We start from the raw sequence: 21,915 nt of genomic DNA on the forward strand, positions 1-21,915 counted from the left end.
AAGATCGTCAGTAGCGTCGGCTGTGTGCTGGGACGCCGCGATCTCCTTTTAGTTGCATCCGGTTCCGCTGTGTCGATGTTCGGCACCGCCATCACCCTCATTGTCCTTCTGTTGCACGTCAAGGATTTCGGCGCTTACGCCGTCGTCGCGATCCTGATCGCCGAGTTCGTCCCGGTGACACTCGGGGCGCCGCTCGCCGGGTTGCTCGTGGACCGGCTGCCCAACCGCAGGCTCATGATCGTCGGCCAGCTGGTCCAAGCGGGCGCCGTGTTCGGGGTCGTGTCCGTGTTGGACCGGTTGCCGTTGGTGCTGGTCATGCTCGTGCTGCTCGGCTGCGGCACCGCCGTGGTCAACCCGGCCGCGGCCGCGATGGTGCCGGTGATCTGCGGAGAGCGGGACTCCACGCGCGGGTACGCCGTCGTCGCCACCGGACGGACACTCGGGATGCTCGGCGGGTCGGCCGCGGGCGGGCTGCTGGTTGCCGCGCTGGGCACCCGGGACGCGCTGTACCTCGACGCCGCCACCTACCTCGTCCAAGCCTGCCTGCTGTGCCTCGTGCGGGCCGAGCGCGACCCGCGCGGCACCCGCACCCGACGCGCCCGGGGCGCGGCGATGGCGGGGGCCCGGCACGTCGCGGCGGACCCGGTCCTGCGGACCGTCCAGGTCAGCCTGGCCGTGGCGCTGGCCGGGGTGATGATCGCCGACGTCGCCAACGTCTTCTACGTGGTCGACGTGCTGCACGGTGGCGCCGCGACCCTCGGCATCCTGCATGCGGCGTGGATGATCGGCGTCTTCGTCGGGGTTCGGCTCGCGGGCCGGGTGCGCGCCGAGCGCGTCCTGCTCACCGGTCTCGGGCTGTCCTGCTGCGTGGTGGGGTCGGCCATGCTGGTGCCCGCGTCTCTGCCGTTCGCGGGGCCGGTCGCGGCCGGCTACCTGCTCGGCGGGGTGGCCAACGGTGTGCAGAACGTGTGCAACCAGGGGTTGCTGCGCTCGCGGACGCCAGAGGAACTGCGTGGGCGGGTGTTCGCCGCGGCGGGGGCGATCCTCATCGGGTCGAACGTCCTGGGCACCGTGCTCGGAGGGGCCGTGGTCGCGCTCGTGGGGCCGCGGTCGGCGTTCGCCATCGCCGGGGCGGCCTCACTGATCGCGGGGCTGGCCGCACTGCGCGTGCTCAGAGCGGTGGGGACGACAAAACCGGCGTCAGTGACCTGAGTCACCGACGCCGGTTTCGACGACAAGTTGCGGCAGCGTCAGCCGCGCACGACCTTGCCCGCCTTGAGGCAGGAGGTGCACACGTTCAGGCGCTTGCGCTGAGAAATGCCCAGCTTGGCGTGCACGGTCTGGATGTTCGGGTTCCAACGACGGTTGGTACGCCGATGGGAGTGCGAGACCGACTTGCCGAAGCCTGGCCCCTTGCCACAGACGTCGCACACGGCAGCCACGTCGAACTCCTTCAGGTTGCGGTGCCCATAAACGGATCTGTACATGGGCGCACATACGAGGGCCCCAGGGGCCCGGGCAGTCAGCACAGCGTAACGGGTGCCGGTGTGGTGTTCCAAACCGGGGCGGGACCCGGTCGCTACGCTGCCGGATACCGGCGGATTTGGGAGGCTGCGTGCTGCAGGCACTGGACGCGGGCGAGGTGCGTCGTTGGGCGGCGGCCTGCGTGCAGTCGATGGACGCCCACCGCGAGGCGATCGACCGGATCAACGTCTACCCGGTCGCCGACGGCGACACCGGCTCCAACCTGCTCAACACCCTGCGCGCGGCCCTCGAAGCGCTGCTGCGCGCGCCGGTCATGGAGCGGTCCGACGCGGGCGGCGCGTTCGCCGTGCTGGCCAGGGGCGCGCTCGCGGGCGCGCGGGGCAACTCCGGGGTGATCATCTCCCAGCTGCTTCGCGGAATCGCCGAAACGGTTCGTGACCAGCGCGAAGTCGGTGGACCCGAGTTGCGGGCCGCGCTCAAGCGGGGAGCCGAGCTGGCCACCGCCGCGGTGTCCAAGCCCGTGCCCGGCACCATGCTCAGCGTGCTCGACGCCGCCGCCTCGGCCACCGGACCGGACGGCCTGCACGACGTGGCCGCCGCCGCCGCGATCGCCGCCGCGGAGGCCCTCGACCGCACCCCTGATCAGCTCGCCGTGCTCGCCGAGGCCGGCGTCGTCGACGCGGGCGGCAGGGGAGTCGTCGTCGTCCTCGACGCGCTGGTCGCGGTGATCGGCGGCAAGCCACCCGAGCTGGCCGTCGCCGCGCGGGTCACCGCTGACGCGCCGATCGCCCCCCGGCGGGCGGAGAACCCGCTGGTCGCGGCTCGCGAGGCGGGGTCGGACCTTTACGCCTACGAGGTCATGTACCTGCTGGAGAACGCCACCGAGGTCGACCGGCTGCGCGACGCGCTCGACGACCTCGGCGACTGCGTGTCCGTTGTCGGCGACGGCGCCGACCTGTGGACCGTCCACGTGCACTGCAACGACGTCGGCGCCGCCATCGAGGCCGGGATCGACGTCGGACGGCCGCGCAAGATCAGGGTCGCGCGATTCGCCGACGCGGTCTCCGGCGAGGAGAGCCGCTACACGAAGGACCGGGCCGTGGTGGCCGCCGTGCGGGGCGACGACCTGGCCGAGCTGTTCCTGTCCGAGGGCGTCGCCGTGCTCCGGGTCGGCGACGCGGACGTGCCGACGCCTTACGAGCTCTTGCAGGTGATCACCGGTTCCGGCGCGGGTCACGTGACCGTGCTGCCGGGTGACGCCGGACTGATGGAGATCGCCGACGAGGCCGCGATCCGTGCTGTCGCCGCAGGCCAGGATGTCGTGGTGGTGCCGTGTGCGTCCCCCGTCCAGGCGCTTGCCGCGATCGCGGTCCACGACCCGAGGCGCCGGTCAGGCGACGACGTGGTCGCCATGGCCGAGGCCGCGGCGGCGACCCGGCGCGGCGCGGTCGTGGTCGCCGCGGAGGCCGCGATCACCTGGATCGGCCCGTGCGCGGCGAACGACGTCGTCGGGTTCGCCGACGGCGAGGTGGTCCTGATCGAGCCCGGCCCGCCGCTGTCCGACACGTTGATCAAGGTCGCCTGCGGGGTGGTCGAGCGGATGCTCGCGGTAGGCGGGGAACTGGTGACCGCGCTCCTCGGGCGCGACGCCCCCGAGGGGCTCGCCGAGGCGCTGACCGAGTACCTGCGCACCGCGCGGCCCGAGGCCGAGCTCGTCGTCTACCGCGGGGGCCAGTCCGATTCGGTGCTCACGCTCGGCCTCGAATAAGCCGGTGTCGGTGTGAGTCGACATAATCGGGCGAGCCGAGTGCGGAACGGAGAAGTATGGCTTCGCTGAGCGAGAAGCTCGACCGGGTGGTGGGCAAGAAGTCGGCCGACGCGCTGAAGGCCGCGTTCTCCCTGGAGACCGCGGGTGAGCTGCTGCGCCACTACCCCCGCCGCTACGCCGAGCGCGGCAAGCTCACCGAGATCGCCGGTCTGGAGGTCGGCGAGCACGTCACGGTGATGGCGAAGGTCGTCTCGGTCAACAAGCGGCAGATGAAGACCAAGCGCGGGTCGATCATCGAGGTCGTCCTCACCGACGGCAGCAAGTCACTGGAGTGCGCGTTCTTCAACCAGCCCTGGCACATGGACAAGCTCAAGCCGGGCCTCAACGCCCTCTTCGCGGGCAAGGTCACCGCGTTCCGCAACAAGCTGCAGCTAGCCAATCCGGACTATCAGCTGTTCGACTCGACCGACGAGGTCGACGCCGAGGAGTTCGCGGGCAGCCTGATCCCGGTCTACCCGGCCTCGGCGAAGATCCAGTCCTGGCAGATCGCCCAATGCGTCAGCCAGACGCTGGGGATGCTCGACGAGATCGAGGACCCGTTCCCCGACGAGCTGCGCGACAAGCTCGGCCTCGCCGAGTACGACGCGTCGGTTCGCGCGATCCACCTGCCCGCCGACTGGGCCGACGTCGAGTCCGCGAAGACCCGGCTCAAGTGGGACGAGGCGCTGGCGTTGCAGCTGGTGCTCGCCCAGCGCCGGATGGCCAGTGGCGCCCGACCCGCGCCCGCGTGCCCGCCGCGACCCGGCGGCATCCTTGACGCGTTCGACCAGCGGCTGCCGTTCACCCTCACCAAGGGCCAGGTCGAGGTCGGCCACGCGATCGCCGAGGACCTCTCCGGCAGCCACCCGATGAGCAGGCTGCTGCAGGGCGAAGTCGGCTCCGGCAAGACGATCGTGGCCCTGCGCGCGATGCTGCAGGTCGTCGACTCCGGTCGGCAGGCCGCGCTCCTCGCGCCCACGGAAGTCCTTGCCGCGCAACACGCCCGTTCGCTCGCCGAGATGCTGGGCGACCTCGCCCAGGGCGGTCAGCTCGGCGGCGCGGAGAACGCCACCAGCATCACACTGCTCACCGGGTCCTTGACCGCCCCGCAACGCAAGCAGGCGCTGCTCGACGCGGCAAGCGGGGCTGCGGGCATCGTGGTCGGCACGCACGCGCTGATCCAGGACAAGGTGTCCTTCGCCGACCTGGGCTTCGTCGTCGTCGACGAGCAGCACCGCTTCGGTGTCGAGCAGCGCGACGCCCTGCGCGCGCGGGCGGGGGAGAACGTCAGCCCGCACGTGCTGGTCATGACCGCGACGCCGATCCCGCGCACGGTCGCGATGACGGTCTACGGCGACCTGGAGACCTCGGCGCTGCGTGAACTCCCGGCGGGCCGGTCCCCGATCTCGACCAACGTCGTGCCGGTGTCGGAGAAGCCCGCGTGGCTCGACCGGGTCTGGGAGCGCGTCCGCGAGGAGGTCTCCAAAGGCCACCAGGCCTACGTCGTCTGCCCGCGCATCGGCGAGGAGGCCTCGTCGGAGGACACAAATGAGGGGGAGCCCCCTAAAGACTCCGGGCCGGACCGCAGGCCGCCCCTGGCCGTGGCCGACGTGGCGCCGCTGCTCGCCGAGGGCGCGCTCGCGGGACTGAGGCTCGGCATCCTGCATGGGCGGCTGGTGCCCGACGAGAAGGACCGTGTGATGCGGGCGTTCGCCGCGGGCGACATCGACGTGCTCGTCGCGACGACGGTCGTCGAGGTCGGCGTCAACGTGCCCAACGCGACCGCCATGGTGATCATGGACGCCGACCGGTTCGGCGTCAGCCAGCTCCACCAGCTGCGTGGCCGGGTCGGCCGTGGCAGCGCGCCAGGGCTATGTCTGCTGGTCACGGAGATGCCGGGCGGCACCGCGACGCGCGACCGGCTGGCCGCTGTGGCGTCCACTTTGGACGGATTCGAGCTCGCCCGGCTCGACCTGGAGATGCGGCGCGAAGGCGACATTCTCGGGTCGAGCCAGTCCGGTTCGCGCTCTGGGCTGAAGATGCTGTCGCTGCTGCGCGACGAGGACGTCATCGCCGACGCCCGGGTCGTCGCCCAGGCGCTCATCGCCGACGACCCGGACCTCAAACCCTATCCGGGCTTGGCCACGATGGTCCGCCAGTTGGTCGCCGAAGACCGCGCGGAATATCTGGAAAAGTCCTGAACGTAACGGATCTTGGTGTCCTGACACAATATGGCTACGATCACGAAATTGTCGCGCATTTCAGGTAGCGGGCGCTACTCGTGAGTCAAGACAATGAACCGCATGGTCGCTACGGAAGCCCGAGTGATCGACCGGGTGGTCGACACGGCTCGCTATCCGCTGACGGATCCGGCAAGCGGTGCGTGGCAAACCGCTGTTTCCCGGGCCCGTCAGGAATTGCGCGCCGACGGCTGCAGTGTGCTGCCGGATTTCATCCGATCGGAACTGAGGGAGACGCTCCGCGCGGAGGGCGCGGGCGTCGCGCCGCTCGCGCACTACGACGTGGAGCAGGTCAACGCCTACAACATCCCGCTCGACGCCGACCTGCCCGAGGATCACCCCGGCCGGATGATTCTGGAGCGGGGCAACGCTTTTGTGGCACGTGACCGCATCCCGGTCACGTCGCTCATCCATCAGCTCTACGCCAGCGCGCTGTTCAAGCGATTCGTCGCCGAGTGCTTCGAGCTGCCGGAGCTGCATGAGTTCGCCGACCCGCTGGCCGGGCTGTGCCTCAATGTCGTGTCGCCGGGAATGGAACACCCGTGGCATTTCGACACGAACGAATTCACCGTGAGCATGCTGACCCAGGAATCGCAGGCGGGCGGCGTGTTCGAATACTGCCCGAATATTCGGTCCGGGCAGGCCGAGAATTTCGGCGATGTGCGCTCGGTGCTGACCGGAAGTGGGGACAGGCTTATCCGCCGGCTTTCCCTGCGCCCGGGCGATCTGCAGTTGTTCAAAGGCCGCTATTCGCTGCACCGGGTGACCTCCGTGCGCGGCGAGACGGCCCGCCACTCGGCGATCTTCGCCTACAGCGAGCGTCCCGGCGTCATCGGCAACGTGGAACGGACCCGGCAGCTCTTCGGCCGCGTCCTGCCTGAACACCTGGCGGCCGCGGGGCGCGCCGTGCGGGGCGACCAGCTGTTGGACTAGGGAGCGAGCGTGTCCGTGCGTTTCGACACCACCGGAAAGATCTCCTTCGACGACGTCTACATCCAGCCCGATCCGCGCGCGTATTTCGGCGCGCTGCGGGAGCTGGACTACCGCATTCCCGAACTGGCCAAGCCGTACTTCCTCAAGCTGATTCACGAGTACCGGGAGACGACCGGCGCCGCCGAGGTGAACGTCCTCGACGTCGGCTGCTCGTACGGGATCAACGCCACGCTCCTGCGCTGCGACGCGACGATGGACGACCTGTATCAGCACTACGCCGACACGGGGGAACTCGGCCACAACGACCTGGTCGCGCGCGACCGCGAGCTGATTCGCGCGCGCACGCGCCTCGACGGCGTCCGGTTCGCCGGGTTCGACGCCTCCGAGAACGCCCTGTCCTACGCGCTGTCGGCCGGATTCATCGACGCAGCTCTGCACGCCGACCTGGAGCGCTCCGACCCGACACCGGAGCAGCGCGTCGAGCTGGCCGGAACCGACATCGTCATCTCCACCGGCTGCGTCGGCTACGTGACCGAGAAGACGATCTCCCGGATCGCCCGCGCGCAGGAGCGGCGGCCGTGGATGGCGCACTTCGTGCTGCGCATGTTCTCCTTCGACCCGGTGGCCGAGAGCCTGGCCGAACTCGGGTACGAAACCGAGGCCGTCGACGGGGACTTCCGGCAGCGGCGGTTCGCCTCGGCGGAAGAGCAGGCGCAGGTCCTGGACACGCTGTCGAGCGTGTCGGTGGACCCCGCCGGGCTCGAAGCCGAGGGTTGGCTCTACGCCCGGCTCCATATCTCCCGTCCGCGCGCCTGATCGCGCGATGATGGGCACACCCGACCACCGAGTTCGAGGATCACAGTGAACAGCAGCCAGCAATGGTCTCCCCGCACCTTCGGCAACGAGGACCTCCTGCCACGGGTCCCGCTGCCCGAGTTGGACGACACCTGCGAGCGCTTCCTGGCCTGGTGCGCGCCGCTGCTGACGGCGGAAGAGCTGGCCCAGACCGAGGCCGCCGTGGCCGACTACCTGCGGTCCGACAGCCCCGCGCGGGAACTGCACGCGGAGCTGGTGCGGTACAACGAGACCGAGGGTGTGCACAGCTGGCTCGACACGTTCTGGCCGTCGCGCTACCTGGGCAGGCGCGACCGGATCGCGCTCAACGCCAACTTCTTCTTCCTGTTCAAGGACAGCGACCTCGGCCAGGTCGAGCGCGCCGCCGCCCTGACCGCGGCCGCCGTCGACTACAAGCTGCGCCTCGACGACGAGCGGATCCCGCCGGTCCTGCAGCGCGGGCAGCCGCTGTCGATGGAGCAGAACAAGTACCTGTTCTCCGCCACCCGCATCCCCGGCGCCGAACAGGACACCGTCCGCGTCCCGTACACCGACGAGTGGCCGGGCCCGTCACAGGCGCGGCACATCGCGGTGTTGTTCCGCGGCAACATCATCCGGCTCGACGTCATCGCCCCCGACGGCCGCCCGTACTCCTTTGAGGGCCTCGTCGAGGCCCTGCGCGCCCTGATGACCCCCGAGCGCTCCGACACCTGCGTCGGCCACCTCACCACCATGGCCCGCGCGGACTGGGCAGCGACAAGGCAAGCGCTTGCGCAGGAGAACGCGGCAGCTCTGGACGTCGTGGAGACCGCCCTGTTCTGCGTGTGCCTTGAGGACTTCGCGCCGAAGGACACCCAGGAGGCGTGCGACCACCTGCTGCACGGCGACAGCGGCAACCGGTGGTTCGACAAGGCCGTGTCGCTGATCGTTTTCGCCGACGGCCGCGCGGGCATCAACATCGAGCACTGCGGCCTCGACGGGACGACCATCCTCGCTTTCGTCGACAGCATCCTCGGCGAAACCCCATCGACTGAGACCGCGCCCGGCGTCCCGACATCGGAGCTGGTCGAGTTCACCCTCACCGACACCCTGCGCGCCGATGTGGCAGCCGCCGCCAAGTCCTTCGCCGACTACGCCGCCGCCAACGCCACCACGATCGTCTCCTTCGACGACTTCGGCGCCAACAAGGCGAAGCAGCTGGGCATGTCCCCGGATGCCTTCGCGCAGATGGCGTACCAACTCGCGCACAAGCGCACCAAAGGCATCACCGGCGCCACCTACGAGTCCATCGCCACCCGCCAGTACAACCGGGGCCGCACCGAAGCGATGCGGGTCGTGACCCCGGAGGTCCTGGAGTTCGTCGAGGCCATGGAGTCCGGCGACCCCGACACCCGCCGCGCCGCTTTCCGTGCGGCGGCTGAGAAGCACGTCGCCCGGGCGAAGGACTGCCAGGCCGGTCGGGCTCCGGAGCAGCACCTGTGGGAACTCCAGCTGATCCAGAAGCGTCGCGGCGGTGGGGAACCCCTTGCGCTGTATGACAGCCCGGGCTGGACCACGATGCGTGACGACTACCTGAGCACGAGCTCGGCGCCGTCGGTCAACATCCAGTACTTCGGGTTTGGGTCCACGTCGTCGAAGTGCATTGGGGTGGCGTATGTGCTGCTGCCGGACCGGTTGAACCTGTACTTGAGCACGCCGGTGGGGGTTGCGGACGAGATGTACGCGTTCGCGGATGAGCTGAAGAAGGCTGTGCAGGAGTTGCAAGACTTGCTGTCAGCCGAATAGCGCCCGAGAGCCTCGGCTTGACATGGAAAGGCGCCCGGAGCCGTAGCTCTCGGGCGCCTTTCCTTGGGATCACACTTAGCGGGTCTTGGCGGGGGCCTTGTTGCCGTTGGCCGAGTTGACCGAGATGGCCGAGTCCGCTGGGGTGTTGGGGTTCTCGGTCTTCTCCGGCATCGCCGCCGTGAAGTGGCGCTTGGCCTCCTCCAGCAGAGCGAACGCGTTGGTGACCTGTTCCGAGACGCGGGTCTCGTAGTCGGTCGCGGCGCGGTTCTTCTCCGTGGCGTCGGTCAGGCGGGCTTGCGCGTCGGACAGGAGCTTTGCGGTTTCCTTGTCCGTGGTGGCTCGCTGGGTGGCCAGTTCGGCCTCCGCGCGCTCGCGCTCCTCGGCGAGCTTGGCCTCGGTGTCCGTGCGCAGCTTCTCGGCGTCGGCGATGAGTGTGGCGGCGCGCTTTTCCGCGGTGTCGAGGTTGGCCAGGATTTCCGCGTCCGACTTGGCGCGGGCGTCCTCGAGTTCCTTCTCCACGGCCGCGGACTGGGCGGCGAGGGTGGACTCGGTGTCGGCCTGGAACTTCTCCGCGTCCGCGATCAGGGTGGCGGCGCGCTTCTCCGCCGAGTCGAGGCGGGCGGTGATTTCCGCGTCGGACTTCGCGCGGGCGTCGGCGAGGTCCTTCTCGATGGCCGCGGACTTCGCCGCGTACTCGCGGTCCAGTTCGGCGGTGCGCTCGGCGAAGGTGGCCTCCGCCTGCTCCGTGCGGGCGGCGAGGTCGGCTTCGGCGGCGGCGCGCGTGGCGGTGAGGTCCTGGTCGGCCTTCACTGCGGCGGCTGCGCGCAGTTCGGCGGCTTCGGCGTCGAGCTGTTCGCGGATGCGCTGCGCTTCGGCGTCGAGTTCGTCGCGGTGGGCGGACGCGTCGTCGTAGAGCTCGGCGATGCGGGCCTCGTTGGCCTTCGACTGCCGTTCGATCTCCGCGCGGGAGTCGGCCATGAGCTTGGTGTGCTCGGCGACGAGGTTCGCGCGCATCGTCTCGTACTCGGTGTCGAGTTCGGCGTGGTTGCGGGTGTAGTCCGCCTCCAGCTGCTTGCGCCGCTCCTCGACATCGGCGACCAGGCGCTCGTGCTTCGCCCGGAGGTCCGCGGCGTACGCCTCGGCCTCGGCGCGCAGGCCGGCGGCGGCCTCGTCGGCGGCGCGCGTGGTGTTCTGGGCGTAGCCGTCGGCGTTCTTGCGGGTCTGCGCGACGTAGTCGTCGGCGCTCGACTTCACGCCCGTGGCGTAGGTGTCGGCCTCGGTGCGCGTCGCCTGCGCGTACTCGTCGGCCTCACGCTTGAAGTCGGCGATCTCCTCGCGGGCCAGCTCCATCATGAGCCGGACGCGCTCGGTCATCCCCTCGGTGCTGTTGGGGTTCGAGGTGATCCGGTTGAGCCGGGTCGTCGTCTCCAACAGTTGCTGCTGCAACGAACCGAGCGACTTGGTCAGCTCCGCGACCTTGGCCGAGGCCTCGTCGCGTCCCTTGGCCGCGTGGCGCAGGTCGTAGGTGAGACGGGTGACCCGCTCGTTGACCTGGCGGGGGTTATACCCACGCAGGACCGTGTCGAAGTGCGGGACTTTGTCGGCGGACTCGGCGTCGGCAGTCGGCATTACCCCACTTTAGTGGGTCCCCCAATCGCGTGTTCCGCAGGATGGCAATTGGGGATGATTGTTCGCGGAAGCTCGAGCGACGTAGATCAGGTATATGACGCCGAAGAAAATTCGCATGTTGCTTCCGGCAATTGTCGCGCTGTCGTTGGCGGCCATCCCTGTCCCCGCGGGCGCCGAGTCCGCCGCGGCCTACGTCGTGGTCCTGCGCGCGGGCACCGCAGATGACCTCACCCACCGCCACGGCGGAACCGTGGAACACCGCTATTCCGCTGCGCTGCAAGGGTTTTCGGCCCACTTGACCCGCAGGCAGGCGCGCGCCTTGGCGACCGATCCGGCGGTCTCCTACTTAGTCCCCGACAGTCCCGTGCACGCCCTCGGCGAGCAACTCAATCCACCGTCGTGGGGCCTCGACCGCATCGACCAGCGGGCCCTCCCGCTCGACGCCCGCTACCGCTACGCGACCACCGCGGCGAACGTCCACGCCTACGTCATCGACACCGGAGTCAAGGCCACGCACCAGGATTTCGCCGGCCGCGTCTCCGGTGGCTACGACTTCGTCGACCACGACCAAGATCCCGCCGACGGAAACGGCCACGGCACGTTCGTCGCGGGCGTCATCGGCGGCACCGCGCACGGTGTGGCCAAGGAAGTCCGGATCGTCCCGGTTCGGGTGCTCAACAACTCGGGGTCCGGAACGATCTCCACCGTAATTGCCGGTATCGACTGGGTGACCCGCAATGCGGTGAAGCCCGCTGTCGCCAATATGAGTCTCGGCGGTTCGGCCAATCAGGCGCTCGACGATGCCGTCCGCCGCTCGATCGCCTCCGGCGTCACCTACTCGGTGCCCGCCGGTTCCTCGGCGAGCCAGGCGGGCAACTTCTCGCCCGCGCGCGTCGCCGAGGCGATCACGTCCGCCGCGATCGACCGCTCCGACTGCGCCTCCCGCAGTTCCAACTACGGTCCGCTTGTCGATCTCTACGCGCCCGGCGTCGGCATCACCGCCCCGTGGATCACCTCCGACACCGCCACGGTGACGATCAGCGGGACCTCCTTCGCCGCCGCGCACGTGAGCGGCGGCGCCGCGCTGTTCGCCGCACTCAATCCCGCGGCGACACCGGCGCAGGTCCAGGCCGCGCTCAAGGCCGCGGCCAGTCGGGGAGTGTGCAACCTCCCGCCGAACACCGCCGACCGAATCCTCTACACAGGACATTGACGTCCTCCCCGGCTGAAGCAGGGGATTCCAACAGCAACTACCGCACGAGGAGGTTGTCGCGTTGAGGTTCACGGTTCGCGGGCTCGCCCGACGGCGGGCCTCCCCGTGCGGTCACGGCATGCCCTGCCGCGAATCGAATATTGAGTGCCGCGTTCACGTCGGCGTTGCAGGCGAAACCGCAGGATCGGCACCGGAAGGCGGCTTGGCTCTCGCGCGCCTCCCGATCCACGACCCCACACGCCGAGCAACGCTGACTCGTGAACCGCGGATCGACCTTCACCACCCGACCCGGTGCCTTCTGCCCCAGCCGGGTCACGAGCAGCCCCCACCCGTTGGCGAGGATGCCCCGGTTCAGACCCGCCTTCTGCCGCACACCCCGGCCCGGCGCGTCCCGGGTACCTTTGGCCGACCGGGTCATGTTGCTGATCTTGAGGTCTTCGACGGCGATCACGTCGAAGTCCCGGGCCAGACGGGTGCTGGTCTTCTCCACCCAGTCCTTGCGCCGGTCGGTTTCGCGGGCCTTGAGCCTCGCGATCGCCGTCTTGACCTTGCCGCGCCGGTTGGAGCCGCGTTTGGCTCGGGCGAGCTTGCGTTGCAGCCGCAGCAGCCGGGCCTTCCCGCTGTCGGGGAGGGTGGGCGCGTTCAGCAAATCCCCGGTGGACAGCGCGGCCGAGACCGCGACACCGCGATCCACACCCACCATCGCACCCGTGCCCGGTCCGGCGATGAGTGCGGGCACCACGGCGAACGCCACGTGCCAGCGACCCGCCCGGTCACGGGTGATGCGGTAGGACTTCGCGCCGTCGGCGACCGCACGCGACCAGCGGAACCGCACCCATCCGATCTTGGGCACCTTGATCTCACCCACGTTGCGGGATACCCGGCGCACGTCGCCCGGGTTGACCGAGACGATCCGGAAGCCCTCAGCCCGCCCGCGTTTGCGCCAGGTCGGGCGCCGGTGGGTCCGACCGAAGAAGTTCGCCATCGCCTGCGCGAAGTCCTTCAACGCCTGCTGCCGCACGACCACCGACCCGGCCGCCAACCACGGGTTCTCCGCCCGCGCCCGCGTCAACTGGCGACACTGCTCGGTGAACCCCGGCGCGGCCTTACGCCCCAACCGCCAGTGCGCGTGCTGCTCCACCGCGAGATTCCACACGAATGGGGCATGCCCACAGTGCTCCAACAACACCCGCTCCTGGGAAGGTGTCGGCTGAAGACGGAAACGGGACATGCCGATCAACCTAGCGACCAGTACCGACAAAACCAGGAGACACTGGTAAAACCCGGACATGCCAGGACAAACACACGCCCTGGCGACCGGTCCGCTCCCGATTCCTCGCCAGCGTGAACGCCGAAGCATCCTCGGGCGATACCGGTGAGGATCGCCGCCGTCCGGCGGTCGGACGCTTGCGTCCAGCCGCCGTTCGGGTGACGGCTCTGGCGCGGGCCCGGGCGTTGCTGAGACATTTCAGCCGCTCGGGCCCAGTGCTGTGCCCGCCTGTCCGAGGCACCAAGGAGAGGACCCTGCCGTGCCACCAGGCGGACGCCACCTTCGACGCGGGCTGCCCGTGATCGTCGCCGCGCTGCTGGCCGCCCAGGCCCCGGCCGCGGCCGAGCCGCTCGCGCCCACATCGCCCGTGGCCACCTCTCAGGCCATAGCCGACTTCTGGGCCGCCTATGTCGGCCGCACCGACCTGCGTCGGACCGCCGCGGTCTTAGACCACCGACTCCGGACAGACACCTCCGGCGACACCGAGAGCGCGCGCCGCGCCGCGCGGATCCTGCTCGCCCACGCCCTCGGGCACCACCGGCGCGCGTGGGCGCACCGCCTCGCCTTGGCCGGGCTCGACGTGCCGCCGCGCCACCGCCGGTTCGTCGCCGCCGCCCGGGCCGAGTCCGACCGGGCACTCGGCCTGCGCCGCACCCACCCCGCGCCGACGACCGACATGGGCGCCTACGGCGACCACGTCCCGTCCCGGATGACCGACGGCGACGCCACCACCTACTTCTGGAGCGCCGGCGCGCCGCGCGCGGGCACCCAGGTCGTCCTGGACCTGGGCCGGGTCCGCTCGCTCAGCGGCGTGCGGCTCGTCATGGGCCAGGCCGCGCGCCCCCACGACTACCTGCGTTCGGGCGTGATCGAGCGATCGGTCGACGGCGTGAGCTGGCAGCCGGTCGGCCAGGTCGCGGGCGGGCCGACCGTCGTGGCCGGGCTGTCCGAGGCGACCCGGTACCTGCGGCTGCGGGCCACCGCCGGGCAGCGGCACTGGCTGGCCGTGAGCGAGTTCAGCGTGACCCCGGCGCCGGTCGACGCGTGCGCCGACGGCGCCGCCGAGACCGTGTTCCCCGTCACGTCCGGGGTCGCCGAGGTGCCCGTGGAGGGGCTCCGGCCGATCACCAGCGTGGTCGTCCTGGCCGCGCGCCACACGCCCCCGCGCGGGGAGATCCAGCTGCGCGACGGCGTCGGGGCTTGGCGGACCGTGGGCCGGATCGCGGGGGAGTACAGCGACGTCTCCGCCCACGGCCTCATGGCTTCGCAGGTACGCGTCGTTTTCCCGCCAGGCTCGACCGTCGGAGTGCACGAGATCGTGGTCGACTGATCCGGCGCGCAGACCCACCGGGCGGGACAATTGTCGGCTGGGTGAGACTTCGGATCCGAGGGTCGGCCGAACGTGCGGAACACGGCGACGAGGTTACTGGCGAGTTGTCCGTCACGTGGGACGATATTCCCGACTGGCGAGACTGACGCGGTAATCTCCTGCGACCGACCCTGAAGTAGCAGGAGGTATCCGGGCATGTTTCGCAAGGTGCTCGTCGCCAACCGTGGCGAGATCGCCATCCGGGCGTTCCGGGCCGGGTATGAACTCGGCGCCGGGACTGTCGCGGTGTTCCCATATGAGGACCGCAACTCCCAGCACCGGATGAAGGCCGATGAGGCTTATGAGATCGGCGAACCCGGTCACCCGGTTCGGGCGTATCTGTCTGTCGAGGAGATCGTCAAGGCCGCCAAGAAGGCGGGCGCCGACGCGGTGTATCCGGGTTACGGGTTCCTCTCCGAGAACCCCGAACTGGCCACGGCCTGCGCGGAGGCAGGCATCACGTTCGTCGGCCCGACCGCCGACATCCTCGAGCTGACCGGCAACAAGGCGCGCGCGATCGCCGCCGCCAAGGCCGCGGGCCTGCCCGTGCTGCAGTCCTCCGAGCCGTCCAAGGACGTCGAGGGGCTGCTCAAGGCCGCCGAGGAGATCGGGTTCCCGATCTTCGTCAAGGCGGTCGCGGGCGGTGGCGGCCGAGGCATGCGCCGCGTCGAGGAACCCAAGGCCCTGCGCGAGTCGCTGGAAGCGGCGATGCGCGAGGCCGAGTCGGCGTTCGGCGACTCCACGGTGTTCCTGGAGCAGGCCGTCGTCGACCCGCGCCACATCGAGGTGCAGATCCTCGCCGACGCCGACGGCAACGTGATCCACCTCTACGAGCGCGACTGCTCGCTGCAGCGGCGCCACCAGAAGGTGATCGAGCTGGCGCCCGCGCCGAACCTCGACCCGGAGCTGCGCGACCGGATCTGCGCCGACGCGGTCAAGTTCGCCCGGCACATCGGCTACCTCAACGCGGGCACCGTCGAGTTCCTGCTCGACACCCGCGGTCACCACGTCTTCATCGAGATGAACCCGCGCATCCAGGTCGAGCACACGGTGACCGAGGAGGTCACCGACGTCGACCTGGTCCAGTCGCAGCTGCGCATCGCCTCCGGCGAGACGCTGCCCGACCTGGGGCTCACCCAGGACGACATCTACCTGCGCGGTGCGGCGCTGCAGTGCCGCATCACCACGGAGGATCCGGCCAACGGGTTCCGCCCGGACACCGGCATGATCAGCGCCTACCGCTCCCCGGGCGGCAGCGGGATCCGGCTCGACGGCGGCACCGCGGCGGGCGCCGAGGTCAGCGCGCACTTCGACTCGATGCTGGTCAAGCTCACCTGTCGCGGCCGCGACTTCGACGCCGCGGTGCGCAGGGCGAAGCGCGCGGTGGCGGAGTTCCGCATCCGCGGCGTGGCCACGAACATCCCGTTCCTGCAGGCCGTCCTCGACGACGAGGACTTCGTGGCGGGCCGGGTGACGACGTCGTTCATCGAGCAGCGCCCGCACCTGCTCACCGCGCGGCACTCGGCCGACCGCGGCACCCGCCTGCTGACCTACCTCGCCGACGTGACGGTCAACAAGCCGCACGGCGAGCGGCCGAAGGTGATCGACCCGCACACCAAGCTGCCCGAGATCGACCTCAGCGCCGACGCGCCCGCGGGCTCGAAGCAGAAGCTCGTCGAGCTGGGTCCGGAGGGATTCGCCCGCTGGATGCGCGAGTCGAGGAACGTCGGCGTCACCGACACCACGTTCCGCGATGCCCACCAGTCGCTGCTCGCGACCCGGGTGCGCACCAAGGACCTGCTCGCGGTCGCCCCGCACGTCGCGCGGATGACCCCGGAGCTGCTGTCACTGGAGTGCTGGGGCGGCGCGACCTACGACGTCGCGCTGCGGTTCCTCGCCGAGGACCCATGGGAGCGCCTGGCCGCGCTGCGCGAGGCTGTGCCGAACATCTGTCTGCAGATGCTGCTGCGCGGGCGCAACACCGTGGGGTACACGCCGTACCCGACGGAGGTGACCTCCGCGTTCGTCGAGGAGGCAACGAAGACCGGCATCGACATCTTCCGGATCTTCGACGCCCTCAACGACGTCGAGCAGATGCGCCCGGCGATCGAGGCCGTGCGCGAGACCGGATCCGCGGTCGCCGAGGTGGCCCTGTGCTACACGGCGGACCTGAGCGACCCGGCCGAGCAGCTGTACACATTGGACTACTACCTCAAGCTGGCGGAGCAGATCGTCGGCGCGGGCGCCCATGTGCTGGCGGTCAAGGACATGGCGGGCCTGCTGCGCCCGCCCGCCGCGGCCCGCCTGATCACCGCGCTGCGCAAGGAGTTCGACCTCCCGGTCCACCTCCACACGCACGACACCGCCGGTGGCCAGCTGGCGACCTACCTCGCCGCGATCCAGTCCGGTGTGGACGCCGTGGATGGTGCGGTGGCTTCGATGTCGGGCACCACCTCGCAGCCGTCGCTCTCGGCCATCGTGGCCGCGACCGACCACAGCGAGCGGGAAACCGGCCTGTCGCTGCAGGCGGTGTCGGACCTCGAGCCGTACTGGGAGATCGTCCGGCGCGTGTACCGCCCGTTCGAGGCGGGCCTTCCGTCGCCGACCGGCCGCGTGTACCACCACGAGATCCCGGGCGGGCAGCTGTCGAACCTGCGCACCCAAGCGGTCGCGCTGGGCCTGGGCGACCGCTTCGAGGACATCGAGACGATGTACGCGGCGGCCGACCGGATGCTCGGCAGGCTGGTCAAGGTGACGCCGTCGTCCAAGGTCGTCGGCGACCTGGCGCTGCACCTGGTCGGCGCGGGCGTGGACCCGAAGCAGTTCGAGTCCGAACCGGGCAGCTTCGATGTGCCCGACTCGGTCGTCGGCTTCCTCCACGGCGAACTCGGCGACCCGGCCGGTGGCTGGCCGGAACCGTTCCGCACCAAGGCTTTGAAGGGCCGAGCGGCCCCGAAGGGCGTCGCGGAACTGACCGAGGCCGACCGTGAGGGTCTGGCTTCCGACCGGCGGGCCACACTCAACCGCCTGCTGTTCCCGGGGCCGACAAAGGAATACCTCGCGCACCGCGACCAGTTCGGCGACACGAGTGTGTTGGCGAGCAAGGACTTCTTCTTCGGCCTGGAGCAGGGGAAGGAATACGCCGTCGGCATCGGCAAGGGCGTGACCCTGCTGATCGAACTGGAAGCGGTCGCCGACCCGGACGAGCGCGGCATGCGGACCGTGATGGCCACGCTCAACGGGCAGCTGCGGCCGATCCAGGTGCGGGACCGGGCGGTCGCGTCCGATCTGCCGGTGGCGGAGAAGGCCGACAAGTCGAACCCCCACCATGTCGCCGCTCCGTTCGCGGGCGTTGTCACGCTGTCAGTTAGCGAGGGCGATGAGGTTGAGGCCGGCGCGACTGTCGCGACTATCGAGGCGATGAAGATGGAGGCTGCCATCACTGCCTCGAAGGCGGGCAAGGTTTCGCGGCTCGCGATTGGCAAGGTTCAGCAGGTCGAGGGTGGGGATCTGTTGGTGGTCCTGGGCTGACGCTCAATCCCGCGAGTCGCGCCTCCCGGCAAACGAGTCGCCCCGCCCGGCAAGTGAATTCGACATTCACGTGGCTGGGCGGGGCGACTCACTTGCTGGAAGGGGCGACTCGCGGTCAGGACAGGGGATCTTTGCCGGCGCGGACTTTCGTTTAGCAGTCGCGGGCGCCCTTGCGGGCGTACATCGCCTGGTCCGCCGCCGCCAGTGCCGCCCCCGGGCCCTTTTCGGTCAGTTCCGCCCAGCCGATGCTGATCCCCACCGGCGCCCCAAGTGCCAGTTCGCCCCAGGTTTCCCGGGCCAGGGCCGCACTCACGCGGTCGCCGACTTCGTGGGCGGTGCTCAGCGAAGTCTCGGTGAGCACCGCGACGAACTCGTCGCCGCCGTACCGCGCCAGAAAGTCGCCCTCCCGCAGGGAAGACGCCACCACCGATGCGATGCGGGCCAGTACGGCGTCGCCCGCCAAGTGGCCGTGGTGGGTGTTGACGTCCTTGAAGTTGTCCAGGTCCATCAGCCCGACGATCGCCCGTTCGCGCCTGCCGCTGATCTCCTCGAGCCGTTCCTCCAGGTGCCTGCGGTTCGGCAGGCCGGTCAGCGGGTCGGTCAGCGCGGCCGCCGCGTATTCCGACAGGACCGCGTGGTCCGCGCGGAATCGTGCCGCGTTGGTGGCCAGCCTGCGCAGGTTCTGCCACGGCTCGGTGAACCGTCGGATCGCCTGCCGCTCGGCGGCCAGGGCACCGGTCATGTCGCCCGCCGAGCTCAGCGCCAGGGAACGCAGCCGCAAGATCTCCACCTCGTGCACCAGGTTGATCGGCACGGTCGCGTCCAACGCCGGCAGGACGTCGGCGGGGCGGCCGGCGGTGATCGCCAGGCACACGCGGGTCAGGATGCGGTACGGGTTGCTCGCCTGGTCGGCCTCGGCGGGCATCAGCCGCCGCGGGTCGACGCCGGGGTCGCCGCCCAGCACGGTGTACCGCGCGGTGGCGTAGGCCAGGTATGCCCGGTCGGCCATGGCGACGCCGGCGAGGTCTCCGGCCGCCAGCCTGCGCCCATCGGCGGACAGGTCCGCCAGCATCAGGGCGCACTGGTCGGTGTCACCGCGGTGATCTGCCGACACCGCGGTGATCAGCCGCATCGGGGCGTCCTCGTAGTGCAGCCCCCATGCCCTGCCCATGTCGTGGGCTTGGCGCAGGGCGAGGTCGACCTCGTCGGTCATTCCCAGCTCGCCGGCGGTCCAGGCCAGGTCGTACCAAGCCAACGCGGTCGTCACGCTGGGGCTCGCCTGCGCGGCCGCCCGCATCCCGTCGACGGTGTGCAGCATCGCGTTCTCGATCTCGCCGACCGCGAACGCCGCGCCGCCCGCGAGGGCGTGGAACTCGCCGACGAAGGCGGGTTCCGGGAACTGCTTGACCGCGTCGTCGGCCTCGGCCAGGACGCGGGCGAACTCCGTGGTGCCCGCCTGCCCCAGCGTGAGCAGCGCGCCGAGGAGGAACAGGTGCGCCTGGGTCCGCTCGTGCGGATCGGTGCTGAACCGGGTGAGCAGCCTGGCCCTGGCCGCGGCGTCCCGCAACTTGCCCGCGTCCATGAGCCTGAGCAGGTCGGCACACTGACCTGCTGGTCGGCTCGGGTCGGGCTCCGGCACGCTGCTCCTTTAGCTATCCGGCCAGTTTCGGTCGGTCGTCACTACCGTAAGCCGCTGAGTGGCCCGTGTGAGGGCGACATACAAAGTTCGCGGGCCCGTGGTGGACTCCGTGATCAGCTCCGCCGGCTCGATGAGCACGACCGCGTCGTACTCCAAGCCCTTGGACTCCAGCCCGTCGACCACCCGCAGCCGCTCGTCGTTGAGCCGCTCGATCGCCGACCGGGTCGAGTCGACCCGGCTGGTCGCGGTGATCACCCCGACCGTGCCGTCGACCGTGCCGAGCAGCTCCTTCGCCGCCGTGACCGCGAGCTCCGTCAGCTGATCGAACGAGCAGACCTGGATCGAGGGTTCGATTCCCGTGCTGCGCACCGCGTGCGGCAGCTGCTCGGGGGTCGACACATCCCGGACGACCTTGCCCGCGAGGTCGAAGATCTCCGCCGAGTTGCGGTAGTTGGTGCGCAGCGCGAACTGCCTGCGCACGGTCCGCGGGCCGCCGAACGCGCCGTCCTGCGCCTGCCGCGACTCCGCGGGGTCCGGCCAGGAGCTCTGCACCGGGTCGCCGACGACGGTCCAGCTCGCGTACTTCCCGCGCCTGCCGACCATCCGCCACTGCATCGGCGAGAGATCCTGCGCCTCGTCGACGACGATGTGGGAGTACTCGTCGTAGTCGTCGGGCCGGTGATAGCCCGGCCCGCTCTGCCGCTCCGACCACGTCTTCAGCTCCGCGGCCGAGGTGTCGGTCTGGCGCTTGCGGCGCTTGGGCGGCTTGCCCAGCAGCATCCGCAGCTCGTCGAGCAGGGCGACGTCGGCGACCGACGGCCCGCTCGGGTCGGCCCACGAGTCGGCCAGCATGTCCACTTCGGACCGGGTGAGCCCGCGCCCCGCGATCCGCGACAGGCGGCGGCGGTCGCTCAGCGAGCGCAGCACCTCCGCCGGGGTGAGCAGCTGCCACCACACGACGACGAACCGGTGGAAGTCGATCCGTTCGCCGATCTCGGTGATCAGGTCGGCCCGCTTCACCGGGAAGTCGGTGTAGGAGTCCGCCTTGCGCCACAACGCTTCCAGCAGCGCCTCGGCGGCGTCCACGCGCGCCTGGTTCGGCGGACGACGTCCATTGTGGACATTGTTGCGAACGGCGTCGAGTTCCCGGGCGTCGAGCTTGAGCACCTCGCCCCGGTACATGATCCGCAGCTCGTTCGGCGCGTCGGCGGGGGCTTCGCGGATGGCCCGCTTGAGCACCCGGCGCATCCGCAGCGACCCCTTGACCGCCGTGACCGGCGCCGGGTCGACCCGCACCGCCTTGACACCGTCGAGCAGGTCCGAGAGCGAGCGCAGCTCCACGTTGTCCTCACCCATGGAGGGCAGGACACGCGAGATGTAGGAGGTGAACGCCGGCGACGGGCCGACCACGAGCACGCCCGTGCCGCCCATCCGCCTGCGGTCGCGGTAGAGCAGGTACGCCACGCGGTGCAGCGCCACCGCCGTCTTGCCGGTACCGGGACCACCGGTGATCTCGGTGACCCCGCGCCACGGCGCCCGGATCGCCTCGTCCTGCTCCTTCTGGATGGTGGCGACGATGTCGCGCATGTTCTCGCCGCGCGCGCGGGTCAGGCTCGCCATCAGCGCGCCCTCGCCGACGACGGCCATGCTCTCCAGGTGCCGCTCCGGCATGAGCAGGTCGTCGTCGATGTCGACCACGGTCTGCCCCGAGGAGCGGATCACCCGGCGCCGGATGATGTCCATCGGCTGCTCGGCGGTGGCCTGGTAGAACGGCGCCGCCGCGGGGGCGCGCCAGTCGGTGACCAGGTTGTCGAACTCGACGTCGCGGACCCCGAGGCGCCCGACGTACATCGTCTCGCCCGCGGTGTCGTCGAGCCGCCCGAAGACCAGCCCTTCGTGTTCCGCGTCGAGCGTGCGCAGGATCTGGTTCGCGTGGCGAACCATGACATCGCGTTCGAAGAGCATGGCGGCTTGCTCGAAGACCGCCTCGTTGCGTGCTCCGTGGGCGAGCGCGTCGCCGCGGTTGCGCATCGCCTCGGCCTCGCCGCGCATCTCGTCGACACGGGCGTACACGACATCGACGTGCTTCTGCTCGACCGCGATCTCGGCCTCTCTCACAGAGGTTTCCGACACGCAGCGCTCCCAGGTTGGTTTCCGACAGGAAGAGCGAGATTACGCGC

14 protein-coding genes are annotated in these 21,915 nt (G+C 70.1%); 9 read left to right on the plus strand and 5 right to left on the minus strand.

The genetic code is table 11. The annotated features are described in order from the left end of the window. Positions 1–24: 24 nt before the first annotated feature. On the plus strand, positions 25–1,212 hold the full coding sequence (locus tag ACUZ2Y_RS27580; RefSeq protein WP_476324333.1) for an MFS transporter: 1,188 nt from the start codon (positions 25–27) through the stop codon (positions 1,210–1,212). A 38-nt stretch (positions 1,213–1,250) separates the two neighbouring features. On the opposite strand, the gene rpmB is transcribed toward ACUZ2Y_RS27580, so the two are convergent. Beyond that, the gene (gene rpmB / locus ACUZ2Y_RS27585) at positions 1,251–1,442 is read right to left on the minus strand and encodes a 50S ribosomal protein L28 (protein WP_054294989.1); all 192 of its coding nucleotides are present in this window, start codon (positions 1,440–1,442) and stop codon (positions 1,251–1,253) included. 176 nt (positions 1,443–1,618) lie between these two features. On the opposite strand from rpmB, the gene ACUZ2Y_RS27590 reads away from it, so the two are divergent. From ACUZ2Y_RS27590 to ACUZ2Y_RS27610, 5 genes are all read left to right on the plus strand, one after another. Then, positions 1,619–3,253, plus strand: a complete 1,635-nt coding sequence (locus ACUZ2Y_RS27590; protein ID WP_476332096.1) for a DAK2 domain-containing protein — start codon at positions 1,619–1,621, stop codon at positions 3,251–3,253. 56 nt (positions 3,254–3,309) lie between these two features. Next, a complete protein-coding gene (recG, locus tag ACUZ2Y_RS27595; protein ID WP_476324335.1) occupies positions 3,310–5,493 on the plus strand; it encodes an ATP-dependent DNA helicase RecG in 2,184 nt (727 codons plus the stop codon). A 102-nt stretch (positions 5,494–5,595) separates the two neighbouring features. Then, positions 5,596–6,465 carry a HalD/BesD family halogenase gene (locus tag ACUZ2Y_RS27600; RefSeq protein ID WP_476324337.1) on the plus strand — a complete coding sequence of 290 codons (870 nt, stop codon included), beginning with the start codon at positions 5,596–5,598 and terminating at the stop codon, positions 6,463–6,465. 9 nt (positions 6,466–6,474) lie between these two features. After that, positions 6,475–7,281: a class I SAM-dependent methyltransferase gene (locus ACUZ2Y_RS27605; RefSeq protein ID WP_476324339.1), complete on the plus strand. Its 807-nt coding sequence runs from the start codon at positions 6,475–6,477 to the stop codon at positions 7,279–7,281. A gap of 45 nt (positions 7,282–7,326) precedes the next feature. Next, positions 7,327–9,084, plus strand: coding sequence for a choline/carnitine O-acyltransferase (locus ACUZ2Y_RS27610; RefSeq protein ID WP_476324341.1), 1,758 nt, complete (start codon positions 7,327–7,329; stop codon positions 9,082–9,084). Positions 9,085–9,159: 75 nt separating this feature from the next. Here ACUZ2Y_RS27610 and ACUZ2Y_RS27615 read toward each other — a convergent pair whose 3' ends face one another. Further along, complete coding sequence (locus ACUZ2Y_RS27615; protein WP_476324343.1) at positions 9,160–10,713, minus strand: coiled-coil domain-containing protein; 1,554 nt, start codon at positions 10,711–10,713, stop codon at positions 9,160–9,162. Between the two features lie 115 nt (positions 10,714–10,828). Between ACUZ2Y_RS27615 and ACUZ2Y_RS27620 the strand changes: the two genes are divergently transcribed. Beyond that, positions 10,829–11,926, plus strand: a complete 1,098-nt coding sequence (locus ACUZ2Y_RS27620) for a S8 family peptidase (protein WP_476324345.1) — start codon at positions 10,829–10,831, stop codon at positions 11,924–11,926. A gap of 37 nt (positions 11,927–11,963) precedes the next feature. Here the strand turns inward: ACUZ2Y_RS27620 and ACUZ2Y_RS27625 are convergent, their stop codons facing one another. Then, a complete protein-coding gene (locus tag ACUZ2Y_RS27625; protein ID WP_476324347.1) occupies positions 11,964–13,157 on the minus strand; it encodes an RNA-guided endonuclease InsQ/TnpB family protein in 1,194 nt (397 codons plus the stop codon). A gap of 298 nt (positions 13,158–13,455) precedes the next feature. On the opposite strand from ACUZ2Y_RS27625, the gene ACUZ2Y_RS27630 reads away from it, so the two are divergent. Together ACUZ2Y_RS27630 and ACUZ2Y_RS27635 are read left to right on the plus strand one after the other, a co-directional pair. Next, entirely contained in the window at positions 13,456–14,526 is a 1,071-nt protein-coding gene (locus ACUZ2Y_RS27630) for a discoidin domain-containing protein (protein ID WP_476324349.1), read from the plus strand. Positions 14,527–14,721: 195 nt separating this feature from the next. Continuing rightward, positions 14,722–18,096: a pyruvate carboxylase gene (locus tag ACUZ2Y_RS27635; protein ID WP_476324351.1), complete on the plus strand. Its 3,375-nt coding sequence runs from the start codon at positions 14,722–14,724 to the stop codon at positions 18,094–18,096. Positions 18,097–18,247: 151 nt separating this feature from the next. Here ACUZ2Y_RS27635 and ACUZ2Y_RS27640 read toward each other — a convergent pair whose 3' ends face one another. Together ACUZ2Y_RS27640 and ACUZ2Y_RS27645 are read right to left on the minus strand one after the other, a co-directional pair. Then, the gene (locus ACUZ2Y_RS27640) at positions 18,248–19,735 is read right to left on the minus strand and encodes a GGDEF domain-containing protein (RefSeq protein ID WP_476324353.1); all 1,488 of its coding nucleotides are present in this window, start codon (positions 19,733–19,735) and stop codon (positions 18,248–18,250) included. A gap of 9 nt (positions 19,736–19,744) precedes the next feature. Beyond that, on the minus strand, positions 19,745–21,868 hold the full coding sequence (locus ACUZ2Y_RS27645; protein WP_476324355.1) for a HelD family protein: 2,124 nt from the start codon (positions 21,866–21,868) through the stop codon (positions 19,745–19,747). Between the last annotated feature and the right edge of the window lie 47 nt (positions 21,869–21,915).

Source organism: Actinokineospora sp. UV203 (genome assembly GCF_056323665.1).